The 14,966-nt window shown below is 62.6% G+C and carries 14 protein-coding genes; 8 read left to right on the top strand and 6 right to left on the bottom strand.

The genetic code is table 11. From position 1 onward, the window contains the following. The first annotated feature begins 44 nt into the window (after positions 1-44). Complete coding sequence (locus tag VM99_17130; protein AKJ99708.1) at positions 45-1,508, top strand: glyceraldehyde-3-phosphate dehydrogenase; 1,464 nt, start codon at positions 45-47, stop codon at positions 1,506-1,508. Between the two features lie 153 nt (positions 1,509-1,661). Here the strand turns inward: VM99_17130 and VM99_17125 are convergent, their stop codons facing one another. Next, complete coding sequence (locus VM99_17125; protein ID AKJ99707.1) at positions 1,662-2,960, bottom strand: citrate-proton symporter; 1,299 nt, start codon at positions 2,958-2,960, stop codon at positions 1,662-1,664. 247 nt (positions 2,961-3,207) lie between these two features. On the opposite strand from VM99_17125, the gene VM99_17120 reads away from it, so the two are divergent. Further along, positions 3,208-4,185 carry a thiamine biosynthesis protein ApbE gene (locus VM99_17120; GenBank protein ID AKK01783.1) on the top strand — a complete coding sequence of 326 codons (978 nt, stop codon included), beginning with the start codon at positions 3,208-3,210 and terminating at the stop codon, positions 4,183-4,185. A gap of 358 nt (positions 4,186-4,543) precedes the next feature. Further along, positions 4,544-5,938 (top strand): pyridine nucleotide-disulfide oxidoreductase, encoded by a 1,395-nt coding sequence (locus tag VM99_17115; protein AKJ99706.1) that lies wholly within the window; start codon positions 4,544-4,546, stop codon positions 5,936-5,938. Positions 5,939-5,980: 42 nt separating this feature from the next. Here the strand turns inward: VM99_17115 and VM99_17110 are convergent, their stop codons facing one another. Beyond that, positions 5,981-6,703, bottom strand: a complete 723-nt coding sequence (locus VM99_17110; protein AKJ99705.1) for a glycerophosphodiester phosphodiesterase — start codon at positions 6,701-6,703, stop codon at positions 5,981-5,983. Beyond that, a complete protein-coding gene (locus VM99_17105; GenBank protein AKJ99704.1) occupies positions 6,700-7,296 on the bottom strand; it encodes a pilus assembly protein PilZ in 597 nt (198 codons plus the stop codon). Before VM99_17105 ends, VM99_17110 begins: the two co-directional genes overlap by 4 nt. A 94-nt stretch (positions 7,297-7,390) precedes the next feature. Here VM99_17105 and VM99_17100 point away from each other — a divergent pair, with 94 nt between their 5' ends. The 3 genes from VM99_17100 to VM99_17090 all read left to right on the top strand — a co-directional run bounded on the left by VM99_17100 (position 7,391) and on the right by VM99_17090 (position 10,640). Next, positions 7,391-8,641 (top strand): cell division protein FtsX, encoded by a 1,251-nt coding sequence (locus tag VM99_17100; GenBank protein AKJ99703.1) that lies wholly within the window; start codon positions 7,391-7,393, stop codon positions 8,639-8,641. Further along, positions 8,634-9,332, top strand: coding sequence for an ABC transporter (locus tag VM99_17095; protein ID AKJ99702.1), 699 nt, complete (start codon positions 8,634-8,636; stop codon positions 9,330-9,332). Before VM99_17100 ends, VM99_17095 begins: the two co-directional genes overlap by 8 nt. A 63-nt stretch (positions 9,333-9,395) precedes the next feature. Then, the gene (locus VM99_17090) at positions 9,396-10,640 is read left to right on the top strand and encodes a multidrug ABC transporter substrate-binding protein (protein AKJ99701.1); all 1,245 of its coding nucleotides are present in this window, start codon (positions 9,396-9,398) and stop codon (positions 10,638-10,640) included. Positions 10,641-10,777: 137 nt separating this feature from the next. On the opposite strand, the gene VM99_17085 is transcribed toward VM99_17090, so the two are convergent. Next, positions 10,778-12,136 carry an ATPase gene (locus VM99_17085; protein ID AKJ99700.1) on the bottom strand — a complete coding sequence of 453 codons (1,359 nt, stop codon included), beginning with the start codon at positions 12,134-12,136 and terminating at the stop codon, positions 10,778-10,780. Further along, positions 12,133-12,813, bottom strand: coding sequence for a transcriptional regulator (locus VM99_17080; GenBank protein AKJ99699.1), 681 nt, complete (start codon positions 12,811-12,813; stop codon positions 12,133-12,135). Before VM99_17080 ends, VM99_17085 begins: the two co-directional genes overlap by 4 nt. Positions 12,814-12,965: 152 nt before the next feature. Between VM99_17080 and VM99_17075 the strand changes: the two genes are divergently transcribed. Both VM99_17075 and VM99_17070 read left to right on the top strand, forming a co-directional pair. Continuing rightward, positions 12,966-13,487 (top strand): copper-binding protein, encoded by a 522-nt coding sequence (locus tag VM99_17075; GenBank protein ID AKJ99698.1) that lies wholly within the window; start codon positions 12,966-12,968, stop codon positions 13,485-13,487. Between the two features lie 61 nt (positions 13,488-13,548). Beyond that, on the top strand, positions 13,549-14,379 hold the full coding sequence (locus VM99_17070) for an NADPH-dependent 7-cyano-7-deazaguanine reductase (GenBank protein ID AKJ99697.1): 831 nt from the start codon (positions 13,549-13,551) through the stop codon (positions 14,377-14,379). Between the two features lie 264 nt (positions 14,380-14,643). Here VM99_17070 and VM99_17065 read toward each other — a convergent pair whose 3' ends face one another. Next, positions 14,644-14,910, bottom strand: coding sequence for a chromosome partitioning protein ParA (locus VM99_17065; GenBank protein AKJ99696.1), 267 nt, complete (start codon positions 14,908-14,910; stop codon positions 14,644-14,646). Positions 14,911-14,966: the final 56 nt, after the last annotated feature.

The raw sequence follows: 14,966 nt of genomic DNA, 5'->3' as shown, positions 1-14,966 counted from the left end.
CGTGGACTCGGCGGCATAATGTAGCCCCTTTTTTCAGCCCCTACATGTGGAAGGTTCCCGTGACTCAGAAGCCCGACCAGTGTCTTGGTGAATGGATTGATCGTGAAGCGCTCGCCGAAGCGATGATCCCTCTCATCGGTCAGCTCTACCGCAATAACAACGTGGTGAGCTCGATCTATGGCCGCAGCCTGATCAACCAGTCTGTCATCGCGATTCTCAAAGCCCACCGCTTTGCTCGCCACCGTCAGTCCGACGACAGCGAATTGTCCGTCCACGAAACTTTCCCCCTGCTCAAGGCGATGAGCGAGCTCAAGCTCGGCGCCGCCTCGGTGGACCTGGGCAAGCTGGCCGTCAAGTTCAAGACCCAGGCCAACGGCCGTACTGCCGAGCAGTTCGTGCGCGAGGAAATGGCCGACGTGGTTGGCCAGCAGAACGCTTCGGCGCGTAAAGGCACCGACGTGGTCCTGTACGGCTTCGGTCGCATCGGCCGCCTGCTGGCGCGCATCCTGATCGAGAAGACCGGTGGCGGCGACGGCCTGCGCCTGCGGGCCATCGTGGTGCGCAAGGGCGCCGAGAATGACCTGACCAAACGTGCCAGCCTGCTGCGCCGTGATTCGGTCCATGGTTCGTTCAATGGCACCATTACCATCGACGAAGAAAACAACACCATCTGCGCCAACGGCAACCTGATCCAGGTGATCTACGCGAAGAACCCGACCGAGGTGGACTACACCCAGTACGGCATCAAGGACGCACTGCTGGTGGACAACACTGGCGTATGGCGTGACGCCGACGGCTTGGGCCAGCACCTGGCCTGCCCGGGTATCGACCGCGTGGTCCTGACCGCGCCTGGCAAAGGCAAGCTGAAGAACATCGTCCACGGTATCAACCATGGCGATATCACCGCTGACGACAAGATCGTTTCCGCCGCTTCCTGCACCACCAACGCCATCGTGCCGGTGCTCAAGGCCGTGAACGACAAGTTCGGCATCGTCAACGGTCACGTTGAGACGGTTCACTCGTACACCAACGACCAGAACCTGATCGACAACTTCCACAAGGGCGATCGCCGTGGCCGCAGCGCCGCGCTGAACATGGTCATCACCGAGACCGGTGCGGCCACCGCCGCTGCCAAGGCCCTGCCTGAGCTGGCCGGCAAGCTGACCGGCAACGCGATCCGCGTTCCGACGCCAAACGTGTCGATGGCCATTCTCAACCTGAACCTTGAGAAAGCCACCAGCCGCGAAGAGATGAACGAGTACCTGCGCTACATGGCGCTGCACTCCGACCTGCACAAGCAGATCGACTTCGTCAATTCGCAGGAAGTGGTGTCCACCGACTTCGTGGGCTCGCGCCACGCCGGTGTGGTCGATGCTGAAGCCACCATCTGCAACGACAACCGCGTTGTGCTGTACGTCTGGTACGACAACGAGTTCGGTTACAGCTGCCAAGTGGTTCGCGTGATGGAAGACATGGCCGGTGTGAACCCGCCAGCGTTCCCGCGCTAAGCTCTCGCCGCACATGAAAACGCCCCGACTTGTCGGGGCGTTTTTTTTGTCTGGTTTTTTGCCGTGACGGGTAGTTCGTCTTCGCGGGCAAGCCCGCTTCCACAGAATAAGCGGACAAATTGTGGGAGCGGGCTTGCCCGCGAAGGCGATCGATCAGGCGCCTCCGACTACCGAAGCCTGCGCAGTGCGCAACGCATGACGATTGCCCTTGAACAGCACCAGGGTTGCAATCAGCCCCAGCACCGCCGCACCACTGAGCCATATCCCCGGCGCCGCCTTGTTGTCGAGCACATGGATCAGATAAGTACAGGCCGCCGGCGTAAACCCGCCGAACGTTGCGGTCGCCAGGCTGTAGGCCAGGGAAAAACCGGTGGTGCGCACTTCCACCGGCATGATTTCCGTCAAGGCCACCACCATGGCGCCGTTGTACGATCCGTACAGGAACGACAGCCACAATTCGACGATCAGCAAATGGCTGAAACTGGGGTTCGCCACCAGCCAGGACAGCGCCGGGTAGGCGGTCAGGATGGCCAGGATCGTCGCGGCGAGCAGCAAGGTCTTGCGTCCGATCTTGTCCGAAAGTGCCCCCATCACCGGCAGCCAGAAGAAGTTCGACAGGCCGATGCACACGGTGACCAGCAATGCATCCAGGTCCGACAGGTTCAACTCGGCCTTGCCGAAGGTCGGCGTGTAGGCGGTGATCAGGTAGAACGACACCGTGGTCATCACCACCAGCGCCATGCCGGCCAGGACGATACCGAAGTTCTGACCGATGGAGCGGATGATCTCCGACAGGGTAGGGCGATGTTTTCTCGCCTGGAACTCAGGTGTTTCTTCCAGGGAGCGACGGATCACGAAAATCGCCGGGACGATCATGCAACCCACCAGGAACGGCACGCGCCAACCCCATTCACCCATCTCCTGTGGGCTGAGCCAGTGATTGAGGCCCACCCCCAGCAGGCCGGCGAAGACCACGGCCGCTTGTTGGCTGGCCGATTGCCAACTGACGAAGAAGCCCTTGCGCCCCGGCGTGGAGATTTCCGCCAGGTACACCGATACGCCACCCAGTTCGACCCCGGCGGAGAAGCCTTGCAGCAGGCGGCCCAGCAGCACCAGCAAGGGAGCCGCCACGCCCAGGGTGGCGTAGCCGGGCACGCAGGCGATCAGTATCGTGCCGGCGGCCATCATTGCCAGGGTAATGATCAGGCCTTTGCGCCGGCCGTGGCGGTCAATGTACGCACCGAGGAAAATCGCCCCCAGGGGGCGCATCAGGAACCCGGCACCGAACGTGGCCAGGGACAGCATCAGCGAGGCGAACGCGCTGTCGGTCGGGAAGAACGTCTTGGCGATGGCCGTGGCGTAGAAGCCATAGACCATGAAGTCGAACATTTCCAGGAAGTTGCCGCTGACAACGCGGAAAATCGCCTTGCCGTTGCTTGTATTGGAAGACATGAAGGGGTACTCACTCTGGCAAATCTTGTAGGGGGGCGTATCTCTCTGTGGGAGCGGGCTTGCTCGCGAAGAGGGCGGCACATCAAGAGAGATGCCGCCCGCGCAATCGCGTTCGCGCGCAAGTCCGCTGCCACAGGTTTTGCGTCTGGACTGACTGGCGCTCAAGCCCATAATGGCGGGCGTGGTTTTGAGGGGAGATGAAGATTTGTTAACTGGACGCTGGCGCAAGCTTGTGTTTTTCGTGGGCATCGTGTCCGGCTGTGGCAACGGCGACACCCTGGAGCGTTTCGACGGTCCGACCATGGGCAGTCGCTATTCCATTCAATACGTCAGCCATCGGGCCACACCTCGTCCGAACGCGGTGCAAGCCGAGGTGGAAAGTATCCTCGCCGATGTGGATCGGCAGTTTTCGACCTACCGCAGCGACTCGGACATCGAGCGCTTCAACGCGCTGCCGGCCGACAGTTGCCAGGTGATGCCGGCAGCGGTGCTGGAGTTGGTGCGGGTGGGCGAGCAGTTGTCCGTCCAGAGCGACGGCGCCTTTGACTTGACGGTGGAACCGTTGCTGAACCTGTGGGGGTTCGGCCCGCAGTCCCGGGGCGAGCAAGTGCCCAGCGCCGAGGCCTTGGCCCAGGCCCGCCAGCGCGTCGGTCATGGTCATTTGCGCATCGAGGGCGACCGGTTGTGCAAGGACGCCGCGGTGGAAGTCGACTTCAACAGTATCGCCGCCGGCTACGCGGTCGACCGGATCGCTGCCCGGCTCCAGGCCCTGGGCATCGACAGTTACCTGGCCGAAGCCACTGGCGAACTCAAGGCGGTTGGACGCAAGCCCGATGGCTCGCCCTGGCGCGTCGCCCTGGAAGAGCCCCGGGATGACCGGCAGGTGGCTGAACGCGTTATCGACGTCGATGGCTACGGGGTTTCAACATCTGGCGATTACCGCCGATATTTCGAACAGGACGGCGCGCGCTATTCCCACACCTTCGATGCACACACCGGTGCACCGGTCCTGCACAACCTGGCGTCGGTCACAGTGATTCATCCTTCGGCGCTGATGGCCGATGGACTGTCGACGCTGTTGCTGATCCTCGGGCCTGAACGGGGGTGGGACTATGCCGAGAAACACGGCATCGGGGTATTTTTCGTGATGCGCGATGGCAATCGTTTTGTCACCCGTACTAACGATGCGTTTGAACGGATCAGTGGCGCTAAAAACCAACGTTGACAGTCTTCAGGATGCACGGCGACCTGTGGCGAGGGAGCTTGCTCCCGCTGGGCTGCGCAGCAGGCCTTTTTTGTGAGCGCTTCGCACTCAAGCGGGAGCAAGCTCCCTCGCCACATAAAGTGAAGTGCGCTTTGAAAGAACATGAATGACAGCCTGTTGAAAGCCCAGGTGTGGCGAAATAGCGCAGGCAAAACTAGCCTCTGACGCGACCAAGGGGTAATGTGCGCGGCGTTGACGCTTCTATAGACTGTGGCCGGGCTCGTGAACCGGCCTGAAAATTGTTCCTTCATGCCGCGACCCGGCATGATTTAGCCGCAGGTACCATACCGGGTGCCGCGGCCTGTTCTGAGGAGTACGCATGGCTGTCTACAACTACGACGTGGTGGTACTGGGTTCCGGCCCGGCGGGGGAAGGCGCGGCAATGAACGCCGCCAAGGCAGGGCGCAAGGTGGCGATGGTCGACAGCCGTCGGCAGGTCGGCGGCAACTGCACCCACTTGGGCACCATCCCGTCCAAGGCCTTGCGTCACTCGGTCCGGCAGATCATGCAGTTCAACACCAACCCGATGTTCCGGGCCATCGGTGAGCCGCGCTGGTTCTCCTTCCCGGACGTGCTCAAGAGCGCCGAGAAGGTCATCTCCAAGCAAGTGGCCTCGCGTACCGGCTACTACGCCCGTAACCGGGTCGACGTGTTCTTCGGCACCGGCAGCTTCGCCGACGAGCAGACGGTGGAAGTGGTCTGCGGCAATGGCGTGGTCGAAAAACTAGTGGCCAAGCACATCATCATCGCCACCGGTTCGCGCCCGTACCGTCCGGCCGACATCGATTTCAACCACGCGCGTATCTACGACAGCGATACCATCCTGAGCCTGGGCCATACCCCGCGTAAGCTGATCGTCTACGGCGCCGGCGTGATCGGTTGCGAATATGCCTCGATCTTCAGCGGCCTGGGGGTGCTGGTGGAACTGGTGGACAACCGCGGCCAGTTGCTGAGCTTCCTGGACTCGGAAATCTCCCAGGCCCTGAGCTATCACTTCAGCAACAACAACATCACGGTGCGTCATAACGAAGACTACGATCGCGTCGAAGGTGTCGACAATGGCGTGATCCTGCACCTCAAATCCGGCAAGAAGATCAAGGCCGACGCCTTGCTCTGGTGCAACGGGCGTACCGGCAACACCGACACCCTGGGCCTGGAAAATATCGGCGTGAAGGTCAACAGCCGCGGCCAGATCGAAGTCGACGAAAACTACCGCACCTGTGTGCCGAACATCTACGGCGCCGGTGACGTGATCGGCTGGCCAAGCCTGGCCAGTGCCGCCCACGACCAGGGTCGCTCGGCCGCCGGCAGCATCGTCGACAACGGCAGCTGGCGCTTCGTCAACGACGTGCCGACCGGCATCTACACCATTCCGGAAATCAGCTCGATCGGCAAGAACGAGCAGGAACTGACCCAGGCCAAGGTGCCGTATGAAGTGGGCAAGGCCTTCTTCAAGAGCATGGCGCGGGCGCAGATCGCCGGCGAGCCGCAAGGCATGCTCAAGATCCTGTTCCATCGCGAGACCCTGGAAGTGCTCGGCGTGCACTGCTTCGGCTACCAGGCCTCCGAGATCGTGCACATCGGCCAGGCGATCATGAACCAGCCGGGCGAGTTGAACACGCTCAAGTACTTCGTTAACACCACCTTCAACTACCCGACCATGGCCGAAGCCTATCGGGTAGCGGCTTACGACGGGCTCAACCGGCTTTTTTGAGCGGCTCCGGCCGGTGGCCTGAGCCGGCCGGGGAGACCGATTTCAGCCATTCCCGAGCGTGGCGGTGGCCAAACCGGGAAAGTCTGTAATCAGGCTGTCAGCGCCAAAGTCGGCGAGCCTGCGCATCAGCGCGGGCTCGTTGACGGTCCACACCGACACATGCAAACCCTGGCGCTGGGCCTTGATCAGGCGCTCGGGGGTGCACAAGGTCCAGTTCAACGCCAGAATCTCGCAGCCATAGCCCTGGGCAACCTTCAGCGGGTCGAGCCAGGCGTATTCGGCCACCAGGCCGCGGGAAATGTCCGGGGTCAGCTCCAGGGCCGCCTTGAGCACCTCCCGGGAACTGGAGGTGATGGTGACCTTGTCCAGCAGGCCGAAGCGCTGGGCCATTTCGCGGATGCCCAGCACCGTGGCCGCCGCCCGGGTGCGCGAGGCGCTCTTGACCTCCAGTTGCCAGTGCTCGAAATCACATTGCTCGAACAGCTCTTCCAGGCGTGGGATCGGGCATGGCTTGATCCAGCCCGGGCCACCCTTGCGCGCATCGTAGGTCACCAGCTCGGCAGCGGAATGCTCCACCACCTTGCCCCGACGATCCGTGGTGCGCTTGAGGGTCGGGTCGTGGATCACCATCAACTCGCCGTCCATGGATAAATGCAGGTCCAGTTCGCAACGGCGCACGCCGTGCTTGAGGCATTCCTGAAAACCGGTCAGGGTGTTTTCCGGTGCTTCGCCCTTGGCGCCGCGGTGGCCATAGATGAGGGTCACGGTTCTTCCTTATTGATACCTGATTCGTTCAGTTCCCGCGCCAGGCGCCGCTCTTGCGCCTGTTTCTGCAGGATGTAGCGGGCCAGTAACTGGCGCTGGGCGTCGGTCGGGCGTTCAAATTCGGTGCCGACGTCATAGCCATCGCCCTTGGGATCGCAATGGGTCACCCGAGCGCGCAGCAACAGGCCCAGGGCCTGGGGCATCAGCACCAGCTTGATCGACAGGTGGGCGCCGACGGCGACGGGCGTGGGGTATTGGAAATCGATGCCGCCTTCGGAAATGATCACCGGCTGCGGTTCGCCGATCTCGCCGAGCACGGTCAGGGCCACGACCTGGCTGAGCAGGTCGATGCGGCGGTTCATGGCCTTGAGGTACGCCGCGATGCTGCGTTCGCGCTCGCTGATCTGGCGCAGCAGATGCTGGGACTCGAATTCGCTCAGGTGCAGTTCGCTGAGCAAGTTGAACAATGGAGACGCATCCTGCAACACTTCCTGGCCGGCAGCTTCAGGAATGGACAGGGGCCGAATTTCCAGTGCGATCATGTCCTCGATACGGTAGTATTCGCGGCGATCTTCTTCATCTAATGTCGACATGGCGAACCCATGGTAGCGGCGGTGGTCTGAGTGTAAAGCTGGTTTGTGACCCCCGCCACAAGGACGTTCCTTTTCCCTCCGAACAAGCCCCGACATGTTCAGACCTCTCTTCGTATTTATCGGCACGCGTTATACCCGTGCAAAGCGTCGCAACCATTTCGTATCGTTCATTTCCCTGACCTCCATCATCGGCCTGGCCCTTGGCGTGGTCGTGATGATCGTCGTGTTGTCGGTGATGAACGGCTTCGATCATGAAATGCGCACCCGTGTGCTGGGCATGGTCCCGCACGCGACCCTCGAATCCGGCGAGGCCATCAGCGACTGGCCGAGCCTGGCCGCCAAGGTCAAGCAGAACCCGCAGGTGCTGGCCGTTGCGCCGTTCACCCAGATGCAGGGGTTGCTGACCAACAACGGCAAGGTCTCCAAAGTGCTGCTCAACGGTATCGACCCCGGGCTGGAGCGACAGGTGTCGATCATCGACAACTTCATGAAGCAGGGCAAACTCGATGACCTGGCGCCCGGCAGCTTCGGCATCGTCATCGGCGACAAGGCCGCGGCCAAGCTCGGCGTCGCCATCGGCGACAAGCTGACGTTCGTCGCACCGGAAGTCACCGTGACGCCGGGGGGCATGTTCCCGCGCATGAAACGCTTTACCGTGGTCGGCATCTTCCACGTCGGCGCCGGCGAGCTGGACGGTTACCTGGGCGTGACCAACCTCCAGGACCTGGCGCGCCTGCATCGCTGGAAACCGGACCATGTCCAGGGCCTGCGGTTGAAGTTCGACGATCTGTTCCAGGCGCCGCGTGCCGCCTGGAACATCGCCCAGCAGCTCGGCGAAGACCGCTACTACGCCCGTGACTGGACTCGCACCCACGGCAACCTGTACCAGGCGATCCGCATGGAAAAAGCCATGATCGGCCTGCTGTTGCTGCTGATCGTCGCCGTGGCGGCGTTCAACATCATTTCCACGCTGGTGATGGTGGTCAACGACAAGAAGGGCGACATCGCCATCCTGCGGACCCTCGGCGCGACGCCGGGGCAGATCATGCGGATCTTCATGGTCCAGGGTACGGTCATCGGCGTGATCGGCACGGTCGTCGGCGCCCTGGTCGGCATGTTCGCCGCACTGAACGTCAGCGCCGCGATCGCTGCCCTCGAAGGCCTGATCGGGCACAAGTTTCTCAACGCCGACGTGTACTTCATCGACTACCTGCCGTCGCAGTTGCAAGCCGATGACGTGTTGATGGTCTGCGGCGCCGCGTTGGTCCTGAGTTTCCTCGCCACCCTGTATCCAGCCTGGCGTGCCGCACGCACCCAGCCGGCGGAGGCGTTACGTTATGAGTGAGTCGGACATGAGTGAAAAAGCGATCTTGAGTTGCCGCAACCTGGGCAAATCCTACGAGGAAGGCCCGGAGTCGGTGGTGGTGTTGTCGGGCCTGCAACTGGAGTTGCACCCTGGCGAGCGCGTGGCGATCGTCGGCACCTCCGGGTCTGGCAAAAGTACCTTGCTCAATCTGTTGGGCGGTCTCGATACGCCGACCTCCGGCAGCGTCTGGCTGGCGGGCGAAGAGCTTTCGGCGCTGAACGAGAAGGCCCGTGGCCTGCTGCGTAACCGCGCCCTGGGTTTCGTCTACCAATTCCACCATTTGCTGCCTGAATTCACCGCCCTGGAAAACGTCTGCATGCCGCTGCTGATTGGCCGCACCGCGATTCCTGAAGCCCGCCAACGGGCCACGGCATTGCTGGAGCGGGTAGGGCTGGGGCATCGCCTGGAGCACAAACCCGCCGAACTGTCCGGTGGCGAGCGCCAGCGCGTGGCGATTGCCCGGGCCCTGGTCAACAAGCCTGGGCTGGTGATGCTCGACGAGCCGACCGGCAACCTCGACTCCCACACCGCCCAAGGCATCCAGGACCTGATGCTGGAGCTGAGCACCTCGATGCGCACTGCGTTTCTGGTGGTGACCCACGACATGAACCTGGCCCGGCAGATGGACCGCGTCCTGCACTTGCAGGAAGGCTGCCTGACGCCCATCTGACCGACCGCAACCCGGCACGCGATGCACGTGCCGGGTCATTTATTTTCATACGGTGCCCCGCGAATGTTCAGACCGTTATCGATCTTTATCGGCACGCGCTATACCCGCGCCAAGCGCCGCAATCGCTTTGTCTCGTTCATCTCCATGACCTCGATGATCGGCCTCGCCCTGGGTGTGCTGGCGATGATCGTGGTGCTGTCGGTGATGAACGGCTTCCAGCGCGAAATGAGTTCGCGCATCCTCGGCATGGTGCCCCACGCCACTATCGTCGGCGTCAATCCGATCGACGACTGGCAACCGGTCGCCGCGGCCGCGCTGAAGAATCCCGAAGTGACCGCCGCCGTGCCGTTCACTGAGCTGGAGGGCATGTTGAGCTACAAGGGTTCGATGCAGCCGATCCAGATCAGCGGTGTCGACCCGGCCCAGGAAGGCAAGGTGTCCATCGTTGCCCAGCATATCGTCCAAGGCCGCCTCGACGCCTTGAAACCGGGCGAGTTTGGCGTGGTGATCGGTGAAATCACCGCCCGGCGTTTTCGCCTGAACGTCGGCGACAAGCTGACCCTGATCGTGCCGGAAGTCAGCACCGCGCCCGGTGGCATCACCCCACGCATGCAGCGCTTGAACGTGGTTGGCGTGTTCAAGGTGGGCGCCGAGCTGGACGGTTCCATGGCCCTGATCCACCTGGCCGACGCCGCGCAGATGCAGCATTGGCAGCCGAACCAGGTGCAGAGCGTGCGCCTGGCGGTGAAGGATCTGTACGCGGCACCGAAGGTTTCCGGTGACATCGCCGCGGGCCTGGGTTCCGGCTACAAGGCCGACGACTGGACCCATACCCAGGGCAGCCTGTTCAGTGCCATGAAAATGGAAAAGACCATGATTGGCCTGCTGTTGTTGATGATTGTCGCGGTGGCGGCATTCAACATCATCGCCACCCTGATCATGGTGGTGAACGACAAGGGCGCGGACATCGCGATCCTGCGTACCATCGGCGCCACGCCACGACAGATCATGGCGATCTTCATGGTCCAGGGCACGGTGATCGGCATCGTCGGTACGCTGATTGGCGGCGTGCTGGGGGTGATCGCGGCGCTGAATGTCAGTGCGCTGGTGGGTTGGCTGGAGCGGGTCAGCGGCCAGCACATCTTCAGTTCCGATGTGTACTTCGTCAGCAACCTGCCGTCGGAGCTTCAACGCGGCGACGTGGTGTTGATCTGCTCGGCCGGGTTCATCCTGAGTTTCCTCGCCACCGTCTACCCGGCCTGGCGCGCGGCGAAGATCGAGCCGGCGCAGGCGTTGCGGTATTCGTAAGGCCGGCGCAGCCCCCTGTGGCGAGGGAGCTTGCTCCCGCTGGGCTGCGTAGCGGCCCCAAAGATGGCGAGCGCTGCGCACTGGAGCGCCAGCCCGGTCAAGCGGGAGCAAGCTCCCTCGCCACAGAAGGGGATGTGTCAGGCTTGATGGAGCTTTGGCAACTCAATCAGAAAGCAGGTCCAGCCATCGGCTGATTCACAGCGGATCTCTCCGCCATGGGCGCGGATGATCGAGCGGGTGATGGCCAGGCCCAGGCCGGCGTGTTCGCTGCGGCTTTCCTGGCGGGCCGGGTCGGCGCGGTAGAAACGGTCGAACAGGCGTGGCAGACGATCTGCCGGGATTTCCTCGCCGCTGTTCTCCACGCTGACGCGGACTCTTTGGACCTCATCGACAATGCGCACCCGCACGTCGCCCCCTTCGGGGGTGAAGCGCAGCGCATTGTCCAGCAGGTTGGAAAGGGCCCGGCGCAACATGTTGCGGTCGCCGTCGAGGCCGCCATCGCCCTCGCGACTCAAGCGCACGTTGGCGTCCTCGGCCAGGGGCGCGAAGAATTCCAGCAACACGTCCACTTCCTCGGCCAACGCCAGCGGCTCGCGATTCGGCGCCAGCAGGCCATGGTCGGCCTTGGCCAGGTACAACATGTCGTTGACCAGTTGCGCCATCCACTGCAGTTCTTCGAGGTTGCTGTGCAATGCCTCGCGGTAATCCTCCAGAGAACGCTCGCGGGTGAGGGTGACCTGGGTATGGGTCAGCAGGTTCGACAGCGGGGTGCGTAGTTCATGGGCAATGTCGGCGGAGAACGCCGAGAGCCGTTGGAAGGCGTCATCCAGGCGTCCGAGCATGGCGTTGATGCTGTGGGCCAGTTCCGCCAGCTCGGCGGGCATTTGCGCTTCGGGTAGACGGGCGTTGAGGGAGTGGGCCGAAACGCCGCCGGTGATCACCCCCATGCGCCGCAAGGGTCGCAGGGCGCGCCGGGCGGTCCAGGCGCCGAGCAGGGCGGTGGCCAGGGCCGAGAGGCCGACCGTCAGCCAGATCAGCCGTTGCATGCGCTGGAGAAAATGCTGGTGGTGGGTGATGTCCAGCAGCAGGGTCAGTTGCGGCGAGTGTGCGCGCTCGGGGTACAGCGGCGCGTTCAGCACGCGGTAGTCACTGTCGGCTTCGCTGACGGTCGACAGGCCGGGACGCTCCGGCAGCCGGGCCGGAATCCGGATCGAACTGTCGTACCAGCGCACACCGTCGCTGCCCTTGATGCGCAGGGCCAGGTCGGCCTGGCGGCTCAGTTCATCTTCCAGGCGGCGTTGGGCCTGCTCGGCGTCGAGGTCTTGCAACGCGTGGCGCAGGCCGATCAGCTTGCCCTCCAGCAGTTGCTGGTCGAGTTCGATGAAGTGCGCTTCGCTGGCCCGGCTGAACAGCACCCCGGCCAACAGCGACACCACGGCGGTACAGGCGGCGAACAGCAAGGCCAGGCGACTGCTCAGCGACCATGGCCCCCTCACAGGCCACGCTCTTCAAGCACATAGCCCATGCCGCGCACGGTGTGGATGAGTTTGCTGGGGAATTCGTCGTCGATCTTGAGGCGCAGGCGCCGGATCGCCACTTCGATGACGTTGGTGTCGCTGTCGAAATTCATGTCCCAGACCTGCGAAGCGATCAGCGACTTGGGCAGCACTTCGCCCTGGCGGCGCAGGAGCATTTCCAGCAAGGCGAATTCCTTGGCGGTGAGATCGATGCGTCGGCCGGCGCGCTCGACGCGGCGGCGGATCAGGTCCAGGCGCAGGTCCGCCAGTTGCAGGCTGGTTTCCTGGGGTGTCGAGCCGCCACGACGCAACAGGCTGCGGACCCGCGCCAGCAACTCGGAAAAGGCAAAAGGCTTGACCAGGTAATCATCGGCGCCCAGTTCCAGGCCGTGCACCCGGTCTTGTATGGCGTCCCGGGCCGTGAGGAACAGCACCGGCGTGTCCAGGCCGGCCCCGCGGACGGCTTGCAGAATCTGCCAGCCATCGCGGCCGGGCAGCATCACGTCGAGGATCAACACGGCGTATTCGCCACTCAGGGCCAACTGCTGGCCGGTGATGCCGCCGGCCGCCAGGTCGGCGTTGAAGCCGGCTTCGCTCAGGCCCTGGCGCAGGTATTGGCCGGTTTTCGTTTGGTCTTCGACGATCAGCAGTTTCATGGGCAGCTCAAGACAGGTTGGGACGGGGGCGTTATACCGTGGCAGGCGGGGCGGTGGCGCAACCTGACAAAGTTGTAATCATGCCGTCAGCCGGCTGGCAGGCGCGGCGAGCTAGAGTTTCCCACAAGCTGAATCCGAATGGAGTTTGAAACATGTTGAGGGGAAGTCGCCTGGCCCTGGCCGCCTGCACGCTGATGTTCGGTGTACCGTCATGGGCGTCGCCTGGGCATCTTGATTTTGGCCAGCCTGCGCCGGCGGCCACGGTCGGACGCAGTATCGAAGTGGTGATGGGGGACATGTCGTTCGACCCCGGCGCGCTCCAGATCAAAGCCGGTGAAACCGTGCGGTTCGTGCTCATCAATAAAGGTCGGTTGCTGCACGAGTTCAACCTCGGCGATGCCGCCATGCACGCCGAACACCAGCAGGAAATGCTCAAGATGCAACAGAGCGGCCAGTTGACGCCGACCGCCATGACGCACGGGATGGCCCATGGCGACATGGGCCAAGGCTCGCCCGGCATGCGTCACGATGACCCGAACAGCGTGTTGGTGGAGCCGGGCAAGTCCGCCGAGCTGACCTGGACGTTCAACAAGGCCACGCGCCTTGAATTTGCCTGCAACATCCCCGGGCATTACCAGGCCGGAATGAAGGGAGACCTGACAGTCAGTCAGTAAGCACTCAAAGGCTGCGGCAAAGGCTGATAGAATCGGCTGATTCTTCAGTCAGGTTTCCGTCATGCATCCCGCAGCCGAACACTCGCCGCTGGGCAAGTCCAGTGAATACATCGCCACTTACACGCCGTCATTGCTGTTCCCGATCCCGCGCACCGCGAAATGGGCGGAACTGGGCCTGACGGCCGAGACCCTTCCCTACAAGGGCGTGGATTTCTGGAACTGTTTCGAGCTGTCATGGCTGTTGCCGTCCGGCAAGCCGGTGGTGGCTATCGGGGAATTCGCGATCCCGGCGGACTCACCGAATATCATCGAGTCCAAATCCTTCAAGCTGTACCTCAATTCCTTGAACCAGACGCCGTTCGACACCACTCAGAGTCTGGAGGCAACACTGCGCCAGGACCTCTCGGCCGCCGCTGGCAAGCCGGTGGGCGTGCGGATTCGCAGTCTCAAGGACGTGGAGGACGAAGGCGTCGTCGCGTTGCCGGGGGTGTGCATCGATGACCTGGACATCCGTGTCGATTCGTACGAACACCCACGCCCGGAACTGCTGCGGTGCGATGAATCGCGCATCATCGAGGAAAGCCTGCACAGCCACCTGCTCAAGTCCAACTGCCCGGTCACCAGCCAGCCGGACTGGGGCAGCGTGGCGGTGGAGTATCGTGGCGCGGCACTGGATCATGCGAGCCTGCTGGCCTACCTCGTCAGCTTCCGCCAGCATTCGGATTTCCACGAGCAATGCGTGGAGCGGATCTTCCTTGACCTGCAGCGACTGCTCAAGCCGCAGAAGTTGACGGTGTACGCGCGGTATGTGCGCCGTGGCGGCCTGGACATCAACCCGTATCGCAGCACTGAAGCGGTGCAACTGCCCAACCAGCGCCTGGTTCGCCAATAACCCACGGTAATAGCGAATCCTCCCACGGCGAATGGCATTTCAGGTGGCAGGAAATAGAAAAGCCCCGCCATGGCGCGTAATACCGTTCACTTAAGCACGTTACCGCCGTGGCGAGGGAGCTTGCTCCCGCTGGGCTGCGTAGCGGCCCCAAAAGCGTGGGACCGCTGCGCGCTCCAGCGGGAGCAAGCTCCCTCGCCACGATCAGTGATAAATCTCAAGTGAACAGCGTTACGCCATGGCGCGGGGCTTTTTTGTCCGAGAGGTTCAGATCCCGATGTTGCCCAGGGTCTGCACAATGTTGCGCAATGTCCCGGCAATGGTCGGGTGTTCCAGTTCGAAGCGTTCCACGGCAAGGTTCACGCCGTCGACCAGGTTGCTGTCCTGAAGCTGATTTTCCAGTTGGATCTCAGCCTCGATCTGAGCCATCAGTTGATGCAGACTCTCGCGCTCTGGCTCGGACAGTGGCGGGTTCTGGTCCAATTGCTCGCGCAGGGTATCGAGTTGAGCTTGCAGTTCGCGGCGGGCAGGCATTGGCGTACTCCCTTTATTGATAGGCACAGCCATGGACCGCGACGGTGCGTCAAAAG

The organism is Pseudomonas chlororaphis, from assembly GCA_001023535.1.
Taxonomy (GTDB): domain Bacteria; phylum Pseudomonadota; class Gammaproteobacteria; order Pseudomonadales; family Pseudomonadaceae; genus Aquipseudomonas; species Aquipseudomonas chlororaphis_E.
Note: the sequence above shows the minus strand (reverse complement) of the source record. Positions and strands in the feature narration are given on the sequence as shown.